The sequence below is a fragment of the Paraburkholderia sp. 32 genome (genome assembly GCF_050435345.1).
Lineage (GTDB): Bacteria > Pseudomonadota > Gammaproteobacteria > Burkholderiales > Burkholderiaceae > Paraburkholderia > Paraburkholderia tuberum.
In genome coordinates this window covers 1,849,491-1,869,068 of sequence record NZ_JBNDKD010000001.1, presented here as the reverse complement: position 1 = coordinate 1,869,068, position 19,578 = coordinate 1,849,491, and the positions used below count along the sequence as shown (strand labels likewise).

Genomic DNA, 19,578 nt, shown 5'->3' with positions numbered 1-19,578 from the left:
TTTGAAACCGGCGGCCGCACGTGGACCACCGCTCAGGCACGCGCGCCCGCCTGATTTCAAAAAATGACCCGCTCGTTCGTCTTAAAGACGGACGCGCCTGCGCGTGAGGGTGGCGCTCGCGTGTGCCGGGCTCTGCCGTCGTACCCTCCAGGGAGCCAAAGCCGATGAGCAGCCCCGACGACAAAACCGTGATCGTGCAACGGGCGTCCGGACCGGACGGCCAGCAGAACCCCGCCGAAGCGGCGGGCGCCGATCGCACAGTCGTCACCCGCCCCGCCGCGCAGGGTTCGAACGCGCAACATGCGCTGCCCGCCGGCACACGGCTCGGCGAGTTCGAGATCGTCGATCTGATTGGCGAAGGCGGCTTCGGTATCGTCTATCTCGCCTACGACACCCAGCTAGGACGTCACGTCGCGCTGAAGGAATACATTCCCGCTGCGCTGGCCTCGCGCGTCGGCGCGGCCGAAGTGTCGGTCCGCTCGGAACGTCATGAAGACACCTTTCGCGCCGGCCTGAAAAGCTTCATCAACGAGGCTCGGCTGCTCGCCCGCTTCGATCATCATTCGCTCGTCAAGGTGTACCGGTTCTGGGAGGCCAACGGCACCGCGTACATGGTGATGCCGTACTACGAGGGCGTGACGCTGCGCGACGGCTTGCGCCGCATGAGTGCCCCACCCGATGAAGCATGGCTGCGCGCCCTGCTCGCGCCGCTGCTCGAAGCGCTGGCGGTATTGCATGCGGCGCAGTGCTATCACCGGGACATCGCGCCGGACAACATCATGCTGCTCAAGGGCAGCGGCCGCCCCGTGCTGCTGGACTTCGGCGCGGCGCGGCGCGTGATCGGCGACATGACCCAGGCCTTGACGGTGATCCTGAAGCCCGGCTATGCGCCCGTCGAGCAATATGCCGAAGTGGCCGCCTTGAAACAGGGGCCGTGGACCGATGTGTACGCACTCGCCGCGGTCATCTATTTCGCGATTCAGGGCAAGACACCGCCGCCGTCGGTCGGCAGACTGATGAGCGACACGTATGTGCCGCTCGCCACGGCGGCGGCCGGCCGCTATAGCGAGCGGTTCCTGCGCGCGATCGACCATGCGCTCGCGGTCCGCCCCGAACAGCGCCCGCAAAGCGTTCAGGCGCTGGCGGACGAACTGGGCATTGCCATCGATACGCGTGATGACGCCGCTGCGACGATCGAACCCACGACTCGCGCTTCCGTCGAGACAGCGGGTACCAGTGCGCCGCGAACAACGACGGCCGCGACAGTCGAGGCGAAGCGCAATGAGCCAGGCACAGCGGCCGTTCCTGCGGCTGGCGGTAGTCAAAAGAAACGCACGGGCTTGATCGCAGCAGGTGCCGTTTGCGTCGTGGCGCTCGCGGCGGTCGGTACGTGGTTTGCCATGCGTTCGCCACCGGCCGCGCGCCCGGCTGTCACGGCAAGCACGGATGCGCGCGACACGGCTGCGCCGACGCCTGGCAATGCCGCTCAAAGACCGGCAGCCGTTGCTGCTGTTGCCCCTGTTGCCCCGGTTGCTCCTGCCTCGCCCGCCACGGTTGCCGCGCCCGCCACACCACCCGCGCAGGCCGACGACCTCGCGCCCTTCACCCCCGCGAGCGAACTCGAGCGAATCGTGACGCTGGCCGATCCATCGATTCAGATCACCGCCACACCGCGCAGCACGTCCGCCACGATCGGCAAGGATTATCTGCAGTTCAAACTCGACAGCAACCGCGCGGGCTACGTGTATGTGTTCATGGTCGATCCGGACGGTCAATACCTGATGCTGTTTCCGAACGGACTCGATCGCAACAACCGGATCGCCGCCGGTCAGACGCTGTCGTTGCCGCGCGCCAGCTGGCCGATGCTGGCGGGCAACCCGCCCGGTCCCAACCACTTTCTGACGCTCGTATCGACGACACCGCGCGATTTTTCCGACGGTGGATTGAAGTCCGCGGCGCCGTTCCAGTCATTCCCCGCTGATGCCCAGCAGCAAGCGGCCGCGCGTCGCGGCCCGCGCTACTCGCCGTTCGCGGGCAAGCCGCGTTGCCCGGCAGGCACGGCGGATTGCGCCGGCGCGTTCGGCGCCGCCACGTTCACCATCGATGCCGTCAAGCCGCCAGGCTAGCGCGCGCGACGTTCGCGATGGTCCGCAAGGAGGCCGCATGCAACGGGCTCAGCTTCTCCTGCTTGCGCTGACAGCCACGCTCGCGGCTTGCGCGAGCAACACGCCCGCGACCAGCGTCATCCTGGGGGACACGAGCCACACGGCGACGTCGCCGGTCGAGCAGGCGGCGCCGACGGCGCAAGCGTCGCCACCCGCGCCGCCGCCGATGCCTGGGCCGACGCCGGCTCCCCTAACGACACACGCGACGGTCTCGGGCACGTCCACCGGCTCCAATAACCCGCGTCCCAAGGCTGCGTTGAGCGGCGGCTTCGCCACGCGCCACGCTTACTACGAGCCGATCGCTTTCGCCGACCTGCCCGGGTGGGACACGGACGACGTCACCGCGTCATGGGAAGCGTTTCGCCGCAGTTGCACCGTGCTCGGCGCGCGCAGCGGCTGGTCGGAACCGTGCAATGCCGCGCGAGCGGTGGACGTTGGCGACGTCGCGGCGATCCGGCGATTCTTCGAAACGTATTTCAACGCGTACCAGATCCGCAATCCCGACCGCTCGCTCGACGGTACGATGACCGGCTACTACGAGCCGCTGCTCAATGGCAGCCAGCAGTACGGCGGCGCCTACCTTTATCCGGTCTATGGCACGCCGGCCGACATGCTCTACCTCGACGCGCGGCACCTGCCGGACCGCGCGCGAGGTGACGTGAGCGCGGCTCGCATCGATGGACGTAACGTGATCCCCCTCAGCGATACGACGAGTGGCGACCTCAAAGGCGTCTACGCGCTGGACCTGCGCGATAGCGTGCCGGATATCCGCGACAAGAAGATTCGACTGCGGCTCGATGGCGGGCGCATCGTGCCGTACTACACCCGCGCCGAGATCGAGCGCGGCGCACTGAAGGCGCCGATCCTCGCCTATGTCGACGACCCCGTGATGTTGTACTCGATGCAGTTGCAAGGCGCGGGCAAGGTCCGCATGAGCGACGGCTCGATCCGCCGCTTCGCCTATGCGGAACAGAACGGCCGGCCGTTCCTGCCGCCGCTCGCGCACAGCGGCAACGCGACGGCCGGCGCGCGCAAGCTCGTCGTGCGCGGCATGGAGATCGAGGTCGACATCAGTGGCGAGGGCGCGCCCGCTACGAGCAACGAAGGCAATGCGGCGCCCGCCGACGGCGACGATGACGAACCCACGTCGCCGTTGCTGCGCGGTTTCACCCTGGCGACGACCACGCCGAAACCTCATCCCGTGTATGCGGTTTCAGATCCGAGCTATGTGTTCTTTCGTGTGATCCCCGATTCACCGAACGGTCCGCTGGGCGCGTTGGGCGTGCCGCTGTCGGCGGGCCGCTCGGTGGCCGTCGATCCGCGCACCACGCCGCTCGGCGCGCCGGTATTCGTGTCCACGCGTGACGACCCTCAGGCACCCGGCGCGATCAACCGCCTGATGCTCGCGCAGGATTCGGGCGGTGCGATTCAGGGCGCCGTCAGAGCCGACTACTTCTACGGCTTCGGTCAAACCGCGCAGACCCAGGCGAGCCACACCAAAGAGCGGCTGCGCATGTGGGTGCTGCTGCCCAAGGGATTGCGCATCGCCGCGCAGCAGACGTCGTTGAAAACGCGCGGCGGCAGGCCTGCCGCGTCTGATGCGGATTGTCTGGTCAGCGATCCAGTGCTGTGTGTGGACGATGCGCCGTAGACGTCTGGCGGAAAGTGGGCGACGCCTCGCCCGGGGGCATGAAATTTGCGGGAGCCGCGTCAACGCATCCAGACAAGGAGACCGACATGGACACGCGGCAAATCGAAGAGCTCCGTCCCACACAAATGACCCACGGCGCGCGGGAGGTCCGCGAAAAAGCCCGCCAATACCGGTCCCTGAGCAGCCATGACCTGGAGATGGCGATCGCCGAAAAGCCGATACCGGTCGTCTGCGGACCCAACGGCATACCGTTCGCGATCGATCATCACCATGTGGCGGCGGCGCTGTGGCAGGTGGGCGTGCGCTCGGTTCCGGTCGTGCTGGTGCGGGATCTTTCGTCGTACACGTGGGCGTCGTTCTGGCTCAGCATGGAAAACCAACGATGGACCTTTCCGTATGACGCGCAAGGCATGCGCCGGCCGTTTGCCGAATTGGCGGAGCACGTGTGGGAAATGAAGGACGATGAATACCGAAGCCTCGCGGCAGCGGTCCGCGATGCCGGCGGCTATGAAAAAACCAGTGTCCCGCTGGAAGAATTTCGCTGGGCCGACTTCTTTCGCGCGACGTTGCCGCGGCCCGATAGCGACGAGAAGTTCACAGCTCTGCTCAAGGAAGCCTTGAAGCTGGCCAGGAGCGACTCTGCATTGGGGCTACCGGGCTATCTCGGTCGCACGGATTGAGTCGGCGGCCCACTTAATCGTGGGCCGCACTGCCCGCCGGCACTAGAAACTGATCCATCAACGAGATCTTCAACGGCTTGTCCGCATCGAGCTTCTTCTTCCCTATCACATACTTCCAACCATCCCCGCTACCCGGATTGCGATAGAACGCGACGACCGCCACATAGTTCGTGTCGGCCCGCATCGGCTGCGACAGGCTTGCCGACGCACCCGCGAGCCCTTCAGGTGTGCGCGTTCGCTGGATCAGCAGACCGAGCAGCGCGAGCATCCGCGAATCGGACAAGCCGGCGCGTTGCGGCATGTCGCCCCAGCGAAAGCCGGCGAGGCACAACAGATTGCGCGAATGCGCATCGCGGCCGCCCGCGCGAAAGCTTTCCGGATAGCGGTACTTCTTCCACGCCCGATACAGCAGCGTGACGAAACGATGATTGAACCGATCGAGAAAGGCCTCGACCGCTTCGTGCCCTTCCTCGCGCATCACGATCTCGTCGATCATGTGCGACGGCATCGCCGCGTCGACGCCGTAAAGACCCATGAACGTCGTGCGCAAGGTCGGCGCCGTGGCATTGACCAGGGAATCCGGATCATCATCGAATTCGACTACGGCGATCTCGCCCGCCGGAAAGCCTGTGCGCGCTGCTAATCGGATCCGACGCTACGATTCAGATTTATTCGCGAATTCGCCGGTCGATTCGACCGCGACATTTGTTCACAGTTGCTCGGCGGATAACTGGCTATAGTAGGCAAGGTCGATCACGGGTCCGATCGACCTTCCCAGACAGACATTGAGTCTGTCCTTCGGCAGCCTCGATCACGCCTCGTGTTCGAGGCTTTTTTCCTTGCTGCCCCGTTAGCAAGCGATCACGTGGCCAGTGTGCCGTCCGCCGCATTCATGCGCGCGGACCGTTCGTGAGGATCGGGACTATCGGTCTGAGCCGTCCCCGCCACGGAGACAATAACGGCAAACAGAAAGGATTTTCGAATAAGCATTATTTGTTCCGCTTGCTTTTTCACCCGCATTTCACACAGCCGATATAAATCGCGAGCTAAACATGCTCTTTTCGTGCGGATGTGGCAGTGCATTACCGAGCGCCCGCAATGTCGACTGACAAAAAAAATCCCGCACAGGGGGGCGGGATTAAAACAACAGGACGCTGAGGAGACGAGCACGCCCTGCCTGGAACCCACACGCACCGCAGGGATACGCGTCGTTATTTCGACGCTCGCCACGACCGACAACCGTAGTCGACGGTCAACGATCGCGAGCGCTTTGAAATGCCGGGCCCGCTTGGGCACCCCTGTGCGCGATCACGCCTGCCGCGTGGCACCGCGGCGCCGAGCGCCTCGTGTGGAACTCAGGCCGCCTTGCGCGCGAACCCGTCGCCCATCACGCTCACCACGTCGTCGACGACCCGAATGGCGGCCGCGAAACCAGCCGCCAGCACTTCCCGCAGATCGGTCGACGAACGATCGGGCACCGAAGCTACCCGGAAAGCGGTCGACCACTCGCCGCCGATCAACCGCGTCTTCAACGTGACGCTCGCCACGTACGCGCGCCGCGCCGTGGCACTGCCGACACGGGTGGACATATCGGTCGCGCGCAACGCGTTGACCACGATGTCGAATCCCCGATAACGATAGGTTTGCTCCATGCTCTTCTCCGTCTTCACCCATTGCTACACAACAGCATTTCGCCATGTTTCGATGCTGCATCATTCTCGACTCGCGTTTGTCAACAATTGTCATATCCCGGGCAATTCCCGGTTCGGGCTTTCCCTGCTCTCGACCTGCCAATTCTGGCGTCAACGATGCTCAATGACGAGCAAAACAGTTTTACTGTGAGATTAGATATATGCTTTACAGATTTTGGAACAATGAACCACAAGGCTCCATGCAATGTGAAGTCATCGGACCGGCAAATTCGGATTACAGATTCATACCGTTTATTCAGATTCGATTGAATAGCCTCGACGAATCAAGCCCCGCGAACCATCTCGAAATAAAAAGCTATATCTCAAAATAAAGACCGGAACTCCTCCGGCGCTTCAGTAGTCCGAACACTGCCATTGCCCATCGTGGTGCCCTCTGGCGAGCCTGGCTCCGCCCGGTTCGCCGTCATCCGCTCGTGGTCCGATAAAAAGCACGCTGCGTCTGGCCGCATCGTCCGCTGCGTTTGAATAAAGCGTCCGTCCCGGTACGTCGCTCGATCGCCAGCGGCAAAGATCGTGTCATTACAGACCGCAGATCGCTTATCGGATTGAATGAGCCTGAATAAGGAATTGCTGGTGAAACATCTCGCTGGTTCAATATCGCAATTGTGTCGGCATTCTCTGCCTGCCTGTTTTATGCCTTGTCGCGCGAGTTACCTCGGTGCCACCCTGATCACGCGTTCGCGCCGCCGCGAAGCGGGAGAGCGTGCACGATGAGCGTCTTCCAGATTGCCGGTGCGCTGTTCGCCATCGTCGCGCTGTTCGGCGTCCTCAATTATCGATTCATCAGGTTGCCCGACACGCTCGGCATCACCGCGGTCGGGCTCGTCGTCTGCGTCGGCATTTCTGCGCTCGGGTTCTACTATCCGGCGATGGCGATCGCCGCGCGCAAGATCGTCGTGCAGATCGATTTTGCCGACATCGTGTTTCACGGCCTGCTAAGTCTGCTGCTGTTCGCCGGCGCGCTGCACGTCGATCTGTCGAAGATGCGCACGCAGCGGCGCGCGGTGCTGATGCTCGCGACGATCGGCGTATTGATTTCGATCGCGGTGGTCGGCTTCGGCTTTTACTACGCGGCGCAATGGCTCGGCCAGCCGGTGAGCCTGCTGTGGTGTCTCGTGTTCGGCGCGCTGATCTCGCCGACCGATCCGATCGCGGTACTCAGCGTGCTCAAGCGCGCGGCGGCGCCCGAAAGCCTCGAAACCAAGATTACCGGCGAATCGCTGTTCAACGACGGCACGGCCGTCGTCGCATTCGTCACGCTAGTCGGACTCGCAACCGGCGCGAACGAGTTTTCCGCGGGCGCGATCGCATTCGATCTGCTGCGCGAAGTCGCCGGAGCGCTCGTGCTCGGCGCGGCGCTCGGCTTCGGCGCGTCGCTGCTGCTGCGAGGTATCGACAGCTATCCGGTCGAAATCCTGATCACACTCGCGCTCGCGACCGGCGGCTATAGTCTCGCCGAAGCGCTGCACGTGTCAGCGCCTCTCGCGGTCGTGATCATGGGGCTCGTGATCGGCAATCACGGCGCGTCGACGTCGATGTCGGAGAAGACGCGCGAGCATCTGTTCAACTTCTGGGACCTGCTCGACGAGTTGCTCAATCTCGTGCTGTTCGGGCTGATCGGACTCGAAATCATTGCGCTGTCGCTGCGCGTCGAGATCGTTTGGCTCGGGCTGGCGGCGATTCCGGTCGTGCTGTTCGCGCGCGGCGTCAGCGTCGCGATTCCGCTGCTCGCGCTGCAGAACTTCCGGCGGCTCAGTCCGCATTCGGCTGTCGTGCTGACGTGGGGCGGACTGCGCGGCGGCATCTCGATTGCGCTCGCGCTGTCGCTGCCGGAGTTTCACGGACGCGAAATGTTCATCGGCGTCACGTATCTCGTCGTGGTATTCAGCCTGCTGATTCAGGCGACGACATTGGGCCCGCTGATCCGTCGGCTCAATATCCCGGCCGCTCACGCAACCCGGCCAGCCCCGCCGGACTCATCGCCTGCACAAAACGCGCGCTAATCGTAAAGTGGATACCTACGCCGATCTGCACCGCGAGATTGGTGAGAAAATCCAAACACAGTCCGAGACCGGAGCGAGCGGCTCTCGCGTCGATTTCGAGATTGGATTGGAGCGCCCGATTTAAGCGTTTTCTGAGCAGTGCCGCCGCGATTCTGACCCGGGGCGGCCCACCAGCAGGCGAGACCGATGGCGAGTCGAACCGCCGCCGTCTCCCTCCGGCCACGGTTCACGCCGCGGTCCTGGCTCGGACTTCAACGAGTCCGCCGCCAGTTTCTGGCTTACTTTCCGCCAGTTTCCGGACCGTCGCGCCTGCCGCGGCCCGGGCATTTGGCCGTCAATGCCGGTTCTCCCACATACCTGGCAGGCGCGGTTTGTCATTCTGTCGATTCAGGCGTCCGAAGGAGTTCGCCATGTCGGTCTATGTCGATGAAGGGTTCCGGCCCTGTGTGACGGAATGCGCGACGGTCGCGTTCCGCGTGTGCTGCGACGATCGTGCGCAGATTTTTGAAGTTAGCGCCGACGCGCTGGTCGAGTTCTGTGGCGCCGTGAGCCGTCGCAAGCAGGACCTGTTGGTCGCGTTCGAGGATGCGCAGGACGAGATCCTCTCCGTAGCCGCGCAGCGATGGCAGTTCACGCCGAGCGAGCCGGTGCGGCTCGGTCTCGATGAATTCAAATTGGTCAGACATTAGGCGCGAGAAACGCCTTCATGAGCTGGATCGCCGCCCTGCCGATGTACAACGTGACACCCGCGCTCGACCTCGAATGGCGCGAGTGGCTCGACGACGTGCTGCGCCGGGTCAAGCCCGCGTGCCGCATCGTCGAACCGGACGAGGAACTGCACGGCTTCTGGCGGCGCCCGAATCTGCTGATTTCCCAGACCTGCGGTTATCCGCTGATGCAGGGGCTGCACGCGCAGGTGCAATTGGTCGCGACACCCTGTTTCGATGCGCCCGGCTGCGACGGCGCGCATTACTCGAGCGTACTGGTCACGCGCGCCGACGCGCGCTTCGACTCACTCGCCTCGTGCCGAGGCGCACGCGCCGCCTACAACCAGGACGATTCGAACAGCGGCATGAACGCATTTCGTCACGCGGTCGCGCCGCTCGCGCGCGCCGGCATGTTCTTCGGCGCGGTGCTGCGCACGGGCTCGCATGTCGGCTCGCTGCGCGCGGTCGCGGACAATCGCGCGGACGTCGCCGCGATCGACTGCGTGACCTTCGCCTTCGTTTGCGACGTGCTGCCGGAACTCGCGGGGCGCGTGCGCGCGATCGGCATGACCGCCGCCTCGCCGGGCTTGCCGCTGATCGCCGCGGCCAATGTGCCGCCGGCCACGATCGCCGCGTTGCGCGACGCGTTGAACGAGGCGCTGAGCGTCCGCCCCGAGCGCGCAAAACGCCTGCGTTTAAGGGGTTTTTCGACGTTGCCGCTGACCGACTACGCGCGCATCGGCGAGTTGGAAAGCGAAGCGCGCGCCGCGGGCTACGAGCGGCTCGCTTGATTCACCTACTCGCTCATCTGCCACTCGACGCGCTTATTCACCCGCCTGCTGCACCTCCAGCACCAGCAGTTGCGCGCCGTCGGCGACCTGATCGCCGACCGCATACAGCACCTCGGCGACCGTGCCCGCCGCCGGGGCGCCGATCGTATGCTCCATCTTCATCGCTTCCATCACGATCAGCGGCGCGCCCTTCTCGACCACCGCGCCTGGTTCGACCAGCACCGCGATCACTTTGCCCGGCATCGGCGCGGTCAGACGGCCTTCGCCGTGCTCGGCATCCGCGGCATGCGCGAGCAGGTTCTGCCATTCGAATGCGAGCGTCTCGCCATGGCAGAACACGTGGAACCTGTCGCCGTCGACGAATACACGCCCCGTCACGCGCGCATCGCCGATCGTCGCGCGGAATTCATGGGCGCCCGCGCCGACCGACCATGTGAAGTCCTCGCGCACGCCGTCGTGTTCGAGTGTTTGCACGAGCGCTTGCGTGTCCCCGTTGCGCGCGAAAACGACCGTGAACGCGTCGGGGCTGTCGTCGTTGGCGCCGTCGTCGATCACGCGCCAGCCGAGCGTTTGCGTGTAGCCGCTATTGAGCCGCCAGTGCGACAGCGCGTCCCACGGCGACGCGCCGTGCGCGGTGCCGCCCTCGCGCGTCAACAACGCGGCGCACGCGAGCGCGAGCGCTTCCTTGAACGGCTTCTGTGCCGGCGCGAACAGCACGTCGTGATGACGCTCGATCAAACCGGTGTCGAGCTCGCCGCTCGCGAACGGCTCGCTCACGACGATGCGCCGCAGAAACTCGACGTTCGTATGCGGCCCGACCACCTCGCAAGCATGCAGCGCACGCGCGAGGCGCGCCAATGCCTCCTCGCGCGTCGCGCCGTGCACGATCAGCTTGGCGATCATCGGATCGTAGAACGGCGTGATCGTGTCACCCTCGCGCACGCCGCTGTCGATACGCACCGGCGCCTTGCGGCCCGGCTCGCCGAGCCCGGCCGCGTCGATCGCGAACTCGACGCCTTCGGGCATGCGCAGATGCTTGAGCGTGCCGGTGGACGGCAGGAAGCCGCGCGCCGGATGCTCTGCGTAGATGCGCGCCTCGATCGCGTGGCCGTCGAGCTTCAACTGCTGCTGGGTGAGCGGCAAACTCTCGTCCGCGGCAACGCGCAACTGCCATTCGACGAGGTCCTGCCCCGTCACCATCTCGGTGACGGGATGCTCGACCTGCAGCCGCGTGTTCATCTCCATGAAATAGAACTCGCCGGTCGGCGTCATGATGAACTCGACCGTACCCGCGCCAACGTAGTTGACCGCGCGCGCGGCGGCCACGGCCGCTTCGCCCATCGCGCGCTTGACCTCGGCCGACAGCCCCGGCGCGGGCGCTTCCTCGAGCACTTTCTGATGACGCCGCTGCACCGAACAGTCGCGGTCGAACAGATAAACGGCGCCGCCGTGCCGATCGGCGAACACCTGGACCTCGACGTGACGCGGCCGGGTCAGATACTTCTCGATCAGCACGCGATCGTTGCCGAAGCTGCTCGCCGCCTCGCGCTTGCACGACAGCAGCGCGGCCGCGAAGTCCGCGCTGCGCTCGACCACGCGCATGCCCTTGCCGCCGCCGCCTGCGCTCGCCTTCAGCAGCACCGGATAGCCGATCGTGTCCGCCTCGCGCTGCAACAGCTGCGGCTCCTGGTCGTCGCCGTGATAGCCGGGCACGAGCGGCACCGCGGCCGCGTGCATCAGCGCTTTCGCGGCGGCCTTCGAGCCCATCGCGGCAATCGCTTCGACCGGCGGTCCGATAAAGACGATGCCGGCCGCCTCGCACGCATGCGCGAAGTCTTCGTTTTCCGAAAGAAAGCCGTAGCCCGGATGCACGGCCTGCGCGCCGGTCGCGCGCGCGGCTTCGATGATCCGCTCGATGCGCAGATAGCTTTGCGCCGCCGTCGAACCGCCGATATGCACCGCTTCGTCGCAGGCGGCGACGTGTTTCGCGTTGGCGTCGGCGTCCGAATAGACGGCCACGCTCGCGATGCCGAGCCGCTTGCAGGTCGCCGCGACGCGGCACGCAATTTCACCCCGGTTGGCGATCAGGATCTTGTTGAACATGAGTGTCTCGATGAAATGGGCGGTACGGGACGATGGTTGTTAGCGGAGCATGTCAGTTGCGCCAGCCCGGCGTGCGCTTTTCGAGGAACGACGCCACGCCTTCGCGGCCCTCTGCGCCGGCCCGCGTTTTCGCAATCCGCACGGCGGTGTCCTCGATCAGCGCGTCGCTCAACTCGCGGCCCGCGATGTCCTGCACGAGCCGCTTGCAGGCGCGCACTGCTTGCGGGCCGTTCGCGCACAGCGTCTGCGCGAGCTGCGCGACCATCGCATCGAGCTGCTCGGCGCTCACCGCTTCGCTGACCAAACCCAGCCGCAACGCGCTCGCGCAGTCGAACGCCTCGGCGGTGAGGAAGTAGCGCCGCGACGCCTGCTCGCCGAGCGCACGAATCACGTATGGCGCGATCGTCGCGGGAATCAGCCCGAGCCGCGCTTCGGACAGGCAGAAGTGTGCGCTTTCGACCGCGACGACGATGTCGCACGCGGCAATCAGGCCCATGCCGCCCGCGTATGCGTCGCCGCTCACGCGCGCGATCACCGGCTTGTTGCAGCGATATACCGCCGACAGCATGCCGGCGAGCCGCATCGCGTCGGCGCGGTTCTCGTCGTCCGAGTAGCCGGCCATTTTCTTCATCCAGTTCAGGTCGGCGCCCGCGCAGAACGCCTTGCCGTTCGCGGCGAGCACGACCGCGCGCACGTCGTCGCGCGTGTCGAGCGCGGTGAATGCGGCAGTCAGCTCGGCAATCATCGTTTCATTGAACGCGTTGCGCACGTCCGGACGATTGAGCGTGACCGTCGCGATCTGGCCGGCAAGCTCGACCTTCAGCGTTTCGTATTGCATGCGTAACACTCCTTTGCCTTACGCGGTCGCATCGCGGTGACGCGGGCCATCACATTCTGAACACGCCGAAACGCGTGTCTTCGATCGGCGCGTTCATCGCCGCCGACAAACCCAGCCCAAGCACGTCGCGAGTTTGCGCGGGGTCGATCACACCGTCGTCCCACAACCGAGCGCTCGCGTAGTACGGATGGCCCTGACGCTCGTATTGCTCGCGGATTGGCTGCTTGAACGACTCTTCTTCCTCCGCGCTCCAGTTGCCGCCCTTCGCTTCGATGCCGTCGCGCTTGACGGTGGCGAGCACCGACGCGGCCTGCTCGCCGCCCATCACCGAGATGCGCGCGTTCGGCCACATCCACAGGAAGCGCGGCGAATACGCGCGGCCGCACATGCCGTAGTTGCCCGCGCCGAACGAGCCGCCGATGATCACCGTGAACTTCGGCACCTTAGCGGTCGCCACTGCGGTGACCATCTTCGCGCCGTTCCTCGCAATGCCTTCGTTTTCGTACTTGCGGCCGACCATGAAGCCGGTGATGTTCTGCAGGAACACGAGCGGAATCTTGCGCTGGCAGCACAGCTCGATGAAGTGGGTGCCCTTCAGCGCCGACTCGGAAAACAGAATGCCGTTGTTCGCGACGATACCGACCGGATGCCCCCAGATATGCGCGAAGCCGCAGACGAGCGTGGTGCCGTAGCGCGCCTTGAATTCGTCGAACGCGGAATCGTCGACAATACGCGCGATCACTTCGCGGATATCGAACGGCTTGCGCGTGTCGAGCGGAATCACGCCGTAGATGCTCTGGGTGTCGTAGCGCGGCGGCTTCGGCTCCTGCAATACGAGCGGCGCCGGCTTCACGCGGTTCAGATGGCCGACGATGCTGCGCGCGATCCCGAGCGCATGCGCATCGTTCTGCGCAAGATGATCGACGACGCCCGACAGACGCGTATGCACGTCGCCGCCGCCGAGATCTTCGGCGCTGACCACTTCGCCGGTCGCGGCTTTGACGAGCGGTGGGCCGCCGAGAAAAATCGTCCCCTGGTTCTTGACGATGATCGACTCGTCGCTCATCGCCGGCACATACGCGCCGCCCGCGGTGCACGAGCCCATCACGACCGCGATCTGCGGAATACCCGCGGCCGACAGATTCGCCTGGTTGTAGAAGATGCGGCCGAAGTGATCGCGATCGGGAAACACGTCGTCCTGATTCGGCAGATTCGCGCCACCCGAGTCGACGAGGTACACGCACGGCAAGCGGTTTTCGCTGGCGATTTCCTGCGCGCGCACGTGCTTCTTCACGGTGACCGGATAGTAGGTGCCGCCCTTCACGGTCGCGTCGTTGCAGACGATCACGCACTCCTGTCCCGCGATGCGGCCGATGCCGGTGATCACGCCGGCGCCCGGCGCGTCGTCGTTGTACATGCCGTACGCGGCGAGTTGCGACAGTTCGAGAAACGGCGTGCCCGGATCGAGCAGTTGCGCGATCCGCTCGCGCGGCAGCAGCTTGCCGCGGCTCGTGTGCTTGTCGCGCGCGGCCTGGCCGCCGCCCTGCGCGAGTTGCTCGATCTTCGCGCGCAGATCGGCGACGAGCGCTTCGAGCGCCGCCGCGTTCGCGCGAAAGTCGTCCGAGCGTGGGTTCAGTTTCGATTCGATGATCGGCATGACGTCGCTTCTCCAGAGTGCGGCGTATTGAGGGGGCTCACGCGCGCTTGTATCACAGCGTTTCGGCAAACAGCTCCCGGCCGATCAGCATGCGACGAATTTCGCTCGTGCCCGCGCCAATTTCATAGAGCTTCGCATCGCGCCACAGACGACCGACCGGATACTCGTTGATATAGCCATTGCCGCCGAGAATCTGGATCGCCTCGCCAGCCATCCAGGTCGCCTTTTCGGCCGTGTACAGAATCACGCCCGCGCAGTCCTTGCGGAGCTGGCGCACATGGTCGTTGCCGAGCGTGTCGAGTTGGCGGCCCACCGCGTACAGATACGCGCGGCATGCCTGCAGCGTCGTGTACAGATCGGCGACCTTGCCCTGGATCAGCTGGAATTCGCCGATCGACTGGCCGAACTGCTTGCGGTCGTGGATATACGGCACGACCGCGTCCATCACCGCGACCATGATGCCGGTCGGGCCGCCCGCGAGCACCGCGCGTTCGTAGTCGAGACCGCTCATCAGCACTTTGACGCCGCCGTTCAATGCGCCAAGGATGTTTTCCTCCGGCACTTCGACGTCCTGGAACACCAGCTCGCCGGTGTGCGAGCCGCGCATGCCGAGCTTGTCGAGCTTCTGAGCGACCGAGAAACCCTTCATGCCCTTCTCGACGATGAACGCGGTGATGCCGCGCGAATTCGCTTCGGGATCGGTCTTTGCATAGACGACCAGGGTGTCGCAGTCGGGGCCGTTGGTGATCCACATCTTGGTGCCGTTCAGCACGTAACGATCGCCCTTCTTCTGGGCGCGCAGCTTCATGCTGACCACGTCCGAGCCCGCGTTCGGCTCGCTCATCGCGAGCGCGCCGACGTGCTCGCCCGACACGAGCTTCGGCAGATACTTGCGCTTCTGCGCGTCGGTGCCGTTGCGATGAATCTGGTTCACGCACAGGTTCGAATGCGCGCCGTACGACAGGCCAACCGATGCCGACGCACGCGAAATTTCCTCCATCGCGACCATGTGCGCGGTATAGCCCATGTTCGCGCCGCCGTACTCTTCGGAAACCGTCATGCCGAGCACGCCGAGGTCGCCGAACTTGCGCCACAGGTCCATCGGGAACTGATCGGTGCGATCGATCTCCCCGGCGCGCGGCGCGATTTCTTTGGCGGCGAACGACGCAATGCTGTCGCGCAGCATTTCGATCTCTTCGCCGAGCGGGAACTGCAAACCGGGCAGATTGGGCATTGCGGTGTCTCCTGAGTTCGTGGGCGGCCGCTGGTGGAGCGCGAAGCGGCACGCGAAAGCATGTCAACGCGCATTTCACGCCAGATTGACGTAAGCGTCAATAGGTATTTTTGAGTGTTACTCAGAAATTTACAGACCCGCATGAGCCGGCGGATTCGGTGCTACGATCGCGTTCATCGGGCACAGACGCAGCGTTCAATCGCCAGCTCGAGCCCCAATCCGCATCAAAAATCTGAATTTTACTCATATGACGGTTGCCGAGAAGGCCGGATTACCTGTCTCGCGTCGCCAGCCGGCCGGGCGCAAGTCGCAGCAGCGCGTGAAGGAGATTCTTCAGGCGGGGCGCGACGTGTTCTCCGAAAAGGGCTACGAACGCGCGACGACCGCGGAAATCGCGCAGCGCCTGGGCGTTTCCGAGGCGACGGTGTTCAGCTACTTTCGCGGCAAGCGCGAGTTGTGCGCTCGTGTCATCGGCGATTGGTACGACGAGATCATCGACGCGATCGAAGCGGGCCTGCCGCGCGACGGCAACGTGCGCCAGCAGTTCGCGTTCATCGTGCGCATGCATCTGCGGCTGATGCTCGTGAATGGCACCGATCTGTGCGCGCTGGTGCTGTCCGAAGGGCGCGCGCGGCATCACGAACTGAGCGAAGCGCTGACCGAACTGCAGCGCCGCTACACCGCGCCGTTGATGCGCGTGCTCGCGCAAGGCCAGCAAAGCGGCGAGATTCGCTCCGACATGCCGCTGCGCCTGTTGCGCTCGATGGTGTTCGGCCCGATGGAGCATGTGCTGTGGGACGCGACGCTGACGAACCGGCAGATCGATATCGACGCCACCGCCGATCAGCTGATCGACGTGCTGTGGGTCGCGCTGACGCCGCCCGACCTCGCGCTCGGCGCGTTGCAGCGCTTTCGCGTGGAAGTGGCCGCAGCGAGCCGTCGTTTCGACGAAGCCAGCGCCGCGGCCGGCGAAGGCAAGGCCGAGGCCCCCGGCCGGGCAAGCGCCGCGCGCCGCGAGAAAAGCGGCTAATCTACGAGCTTTCCCGCCGCAGCCCGAAGGAGAGCCCAAGTGCCCGCAGCGACAAGCGCGAAGGAAAGCAACAAGCGAAGCGAGAAGTCTGACGAAGAACGCGGCGACAAACCGAAGGCCGCAAAGAAAGCGCCAACGAAAAAATCAACCGAAACGTCGTCCAGATCCACGTCCGCCGCACGCATTCGCATCGGCATCGGCGGCTGGACCTATGCGCCGTGGCGCGGGCCGTTTTATCCGGAAGACCTGACGCAAAGCCGCGAACTCGAATATGCGAGCCGGCATCTGACGTCGATCGAAATCAACGGCACGTTCTACGGTTTGCAGAAACCGGCCAGCTATGAGAAGTGGTATCAGGAGACGCCCGACGATTTCGTGTTCTCGCTAAAGGCGCCGCGTTACGCGACCAACCGCAAGGTGCTCGCTGAAGCCGGCGACACGATCGAGCGATTCTTCGCAAGCGGCGTGCTGCTGCTCAAGCAGAAGCTCGGGCCCATCAACTGGCAGTTCGCGCCGACCAAAAAATTCGACGCCGACGATTTCGAGGCCTTTCTGAAGCTGCTGCCCGCGAGCATCGAAGGACAGAAGCTGCGGCACGCGGTCGAGGTTCGTCACGATTCGTTCAGGACACCGGAACTCATCGCGCTCGCGCGCAAGTACAAGGTCGCGGTCGTGCTCGCGGCCGACAGCGAGTATCCGCAGATCGCCGACATCACCGCGCCGTTCGTCTACGCGCGCATCATGGGCACGAGCGAAAAGCAAGCCAATGGCTATTCGACGAAAGCGCTCGACGCATGGGCCGAACGCGCGCGCCAGCTCGCCGCGGGCATCACGCCCGACGATCTCGAGACCTGCGCGGAGCCGCCCGCGAAAGCCGCCACGCGCGACGTCTATCTATATGTGATCAGCGGCTTCAAGGAGCGCAATCCGGCCGCCGCGATGGCGTTGCTCAAGAAGCTCTGAATCCGCCGCGCCGCCTACCCGCCGGTCCGCCTGCCATGAGGCCGGCGCCGGTGTCATAATCGCGCCAGCGCATCCGTGCGCGGTCGCGTCGGCTTCGCGTCAAGCCCGACGCAAGACCTTGCGTCAAACCTCGCCCGAGGCACGCAGTAACCCAACCCGCACGGTCCACGTCAAACCCACGCGGCGCCCGCACGCCCTCATCGCGGCGGCGCTCGCATAATCAGGCGGCAAGGCCGCCTCATCAACCGATTGCGGAGAACATCTTGAGCGCCCTCGACAATCCCCTGCACGATCAGGAAGTCGGCTCGGCCGACGCCACCCAGGACACCACGCGCATCGACGACGTGCGCATCGGCGCGGTCCGTCCGCTGATTTCCCCAGCGCTGCTGCAGGACGAACTGCCGGTGCCGCCCGCGGTGCAGTCGCTGGTCGAGAAGACTCGCGTCGAAATCGCCGACATTCTGCACAGCCGCGACGACCGGCTCGTGCTGATCGTCGGCCCCTGTTCGATTCACGACCACGACCAGGCGATCGAATACGCGCGCAAGCTGAAGGCCGCCGCCGATCACTATCGGGACGATCTGCTGATCGTGATGCGCGTGTACTTCGAGAAACCGCGCACGACGGTGGGCTGGAAAGGCTACATCAACGATCCGCGTCTGGACGGCAGCTTCCGCATCAACGAAGGCCTGCGTCTCGCCCGGCAATTGCTGCTCGACATCAACGGTCTGGGCCTGCCCACGGCGACCGAGTTTCTCGACCTGTTGAGCCCGCAATACATCGCCGATCTGATCGCGTGGGGTGCGATCGGCGCGCGCACGACCGAGAGCCAGAGTCATCGTCAGCTCGCGTCGGGACTGAGCTGCCCGATCGGCTTCAAGAACGGCACCGACGGCGGCGTGCAGATCGCCGCCGACGCCATCGTCGCGGCGCGTGCGAGCCACGCGTTCATGGGCATGACGAAAATGGGCATGGCCGCGATCTTCGAAACGCGCGGCAACGACGACGCGCACGTGATCCTGCGCGGCGGCAAGAAAGGGCCGAACTATGACAGCGCGTCGGTGCAGGCGACCTGTGAAGCGCTGGGTTCGGCGGGTCTGCGCGAGCAGGTGATGATCGACTGCTCGCATGCGAACTCGAACAAATCGCACTTGCGGCAGATCGAGGTCGCGGACGATATCGCGCGGCAACTGTCGGAGCGCGAGCGCCGCATCATCGGTGTGATGCTCGAAAGCCATCTGGAAGAAGGCCGTCAGGATCTGAAGGCCGGTGTGCCGTTGCGTTACGGCGTGTCGATCACGGATGCCTGCGTGAGCTGGGCGCAGACCGAACCGGTGCTCGCCGCGCTCGCCGAGGCAACCCGCAAGCGTCGCGCGGGCTGACAGGGCAACGCACGGACCGCCCGATCGCGATGGCCGCGGCGGGTCCGCTTTAGACTCGATCGAAGCCGGTCGAGCCCACGAACGCCTGGCTCAAGGAGCCAGACACACGCGCCGCACCAGCTGCCGGCGAATCGCCTGGCCGGGTTGGGCAGCGCGTGATCCTCACGCCCGACGCATCACTCACGCGCGCCTCACAGCGGGGCTGCGGCGCGCATCGCGAATGCTCCGGCGTGAAGCGCGTTGCTTACGACGCGTTGACGGCTTCCTTGAACGCCTTGCCTGCGGTGAACTTCACCGTCTTGGCCGCGGCGATCTGGATCTCTTCGCCCGTCGACGGATTGCGCCCCACGCGTGCCGCGCGCGCGCCGGTCGAGAACGAACCGAAACCGACCAGTTGCACCGTATCGCCGCTCACCACGGCCTTGGTCACTGCCTCGACGATCGCGTCGATGGTCTGGCCGGTTGCCGCTTTGCTTTCGCCCGTCGCTGCGGCGACTGCATCAATCAGTTCCTGTTTGTTCATAGCACTTCCCGTATGGTAATCATGGAACCGGCGCCCTCTGAGGCGCCGGGACCGACACACTAACGCATAGGCGCACCTTCGCGCAAACCCTTGGTGTAAGGCTTGTATCAAGGCAAAGGCACCGGTTTGACGTTTTTGC

15 protein-coding genes and 1 pseudogene are annotated in these 19,578 nt (G+C 64.7%); 9 read left to right on the top strand and 7 right to left on the bottom strand.

Annotated elements, in window-relative coordinates:
- Positions 1-164 precede the first annotated feature (164 nt).
- The 3 genes from OKW26_RS08795 to OKW26_RS08785 all read left to right on the top strand — a co-directional run bounded on the left by OKW26_RS08795 (position 165) and on the right by OKW26_RS08785 (position 4,496).
- Entirely contained in the window at positions 165-2,126 is a 1,962-nt protein-coding gene (locus OKW26_RS08795; protein WP_429353323.1) for a protein kinase domain-containing protein, read from the top strand.
- 37 nt (positions 2,127-2,163) lie between these two features.
- Entirely contained in the window at positions 2,164-3,816 is a 1,653-nt protein-coding gene (mltA, locus tag OKW26_RS08790) for a murein transglycosylase A (RefSeq protein WP_429353322.1), read from the top strand.
- Between the two features lie 86 nt (positions 3,817-3,902).
- Positions 3,903-4,496, top strand: a complete 594-nt coding sequence (locus OKW26_RS08785) for a ParB-like protein (protein WP_429353321.1) — start codon at positions 3,903-3,905, stop codon at positions 4,494-4,496.
- 199 nt (positions 4,497-4,695) lie between these two features.
- Here the strand turns inward: OKW26_RS08785 and OKW26_RS08780 are convergent.
- Both OKW26_RS08780 and OKW26_RS08775 read right to left on the bottom strand, forming a co-directional pair.
- A pseudogene (locus OKW26_RS08780) lies at positions 4,696-5,133 on the bottom strand (type VI secretion system baseplate subunit TssG); the annotation flags it as partial.
- A gap of 718 nt (positions 5,134-5,851) precedes the next feature.
- Positions 5,852-6,148, bottom strand: coding sequence for a hypothetical protein (locus OKW26_RS08775; RefSeq protein ID WP_429353320.1), 297 nt, complete (start codon positions 6,146-6,148; stop codon positions 5,852-5,854).
- Between the two features lie 770 nt (positions 6,149-6,918).
- On the opposite strand from OKW26_RS08775, the gene OKW26_RS08770 reads away from it, so the two are divergent.
- The 3 genes from OKW26_RS08770 (at position 6,919) to OKW26_RS08760 (ending at position 9,709) form a co-directional block, all read left to right on the top strand.
- Positions 6,919-8,211 (top strand): cation:proton antiporter, encoded by a 1,293-nt coding sequence (locus OKW26_RS08770; RefSeq protein WP_184064721.1) that lies wholly within the window; start codon positions 6,919-6,921, stop codon positions 8,209-8,211.
- A 410-nt stretch (positions 8,212-8,621) separates the two neighbouring features.
- Positions 8,622-8,900, top strand: a complete 279-nt coding sequence (locus OKW26_RS08765; RefSeq protein ID WP_018423012.1) for a DUF1488 family protein — start codon at positions 8,622-8,624, stop codon at positions 8,898-8,900.
- Between the two features lie 17 nt (positions 8,901-8,917).
- A complete protein-coding gene (locus OKW26_RS08760; RefSeq protein WP_429353319.1) occupies positions 8,918-9,709 on the top strand; it encodes a phosphate/phosphite/phosphonate ABC transporter substrate-binding protein in 792 nt (263 codons plus the stop codon).
- 33 nt (positions 9,710-9,742) lie between these two features.
- Here the strand turns inward: OKW26_RS08760 and OKW26_RS08755 are convergent, their stop codons facing one another.
- From OKW26_RS08755 to OKW26_RS08740, 4 genes are read right to left on the bottom strand one after another with little or no spacing between them, the layout of a single operon-like run.
- Complete coding sequence (locus OKW26_RS08755; protein WP_429353318.1) at positions 9,743-11,812, bottom strand: acetyl/propionyl/methylcrotonyl-CoA carboxylase subunit alpha; 2,070 nt, start codon at positions 11,810-11,812, stop codon at positions 9,743-9,745.
- A gap of 52 nt (positions 11,813-11,864) precedes the next feature.
- On the bottom strand, positions 11,865-12,650 hold the full coding sequence (locus OKW26_RS08750) for an enoyl-CoA hydratase/isomerase family protein (protein ID WP_429353317.1): 786 nt from the start codon (positions 12,648-12,650) through the stop codon (positions 11,865-11,867).
- 49 nt (positions 12,651-12,699) lie between these two features.
- Complete coding sequence (locus tag OKW26_RS08745; protein WP_429353316.1) at positions 12,700-14,307, bottom strand: carboxyl transferase domain-containing protein; 1,608 nt, start codon at positions 14,305-14,307, stop codon at positions 12,700-12,702.
- Positions 14,308-14,359: 52 nt separating this feature from the next.
- Positions 14,360-15,541 carry an isovaleryl-CoA dehydrogenase gene (locus OKW26_RS08740; RefSeq protein WP_184064705.1) on the bottom strand — a complete coding sequence of 394 codons (1,182 nt, stop codon included), beginning with the start codon at positions 15,539-15,541 and terminating at the stop codon, positions 14,360-14,362.
- Between the two features lie 247 nt (positions 15,542-15,788).
- Here OKW26_RS08740 and OKW26_RS08735 point away from each other — a divergent pair, with 247 nt between their 5' ends.
- The 3 genes from OKW26_RS08735 (at position 15,789) to OKW26_RS08725 (ending at position 18,916) form a co-directional block, all read left to right on the top strand.
- Positions 15,789-16,571, top strand: a complete 783-nt coding sequence (locus OKW26_RS08735) for a TetR/AcrR family transcriptional regulator (RefSeq protein ID WP_429353315.1) — start codon at positions 15,789-15,791, stop codon at positions 16,569-16,571.
- Positions 16,572-16,610: 39 nt separating this feature from the next.
- A complete protein-coding gene (locus OKW26_RS08730) occupies positions 16,611-17,534 on the top strand; it encodes a DUF72 domain-containing protein (protein WP_429353314.1) in 924 nt (307 codons plus the stop codon).
- A 263-nt stretch (positions 17,535-17,797) separates the two neighbouring features.
- Positions 17,798-18,916 (top strand): 3-deoxy-7-phosphoheptulonate synthase, encoded by a 1,119-nt coding sequence (locus OKW26_RS08725; RefSeq protein ID WP_429353313.1) that lies wholly within the window; start codon positions 17,798-17,800, stop codon positions 18,914-18,916.
- A 244-nt stretch (positions 18,917-19,160) separates the two neighbouring features.
- On the opposite strand, the gene OKW26_RS08720 is transcribed toward OKW26_RS08725, so the two are convergent.
- A complete protein-coding gene (locus tag OKW26_RS08720) occupies positions 19,161-19,439 on the bottom strand; it encodes an HU family DNA-binding protein (protein WP_013092091.1) in 279 nt (92 codons plus the stop codon).
- Positions 19,440-19,578: the final 139 nt, after the last annotated feature.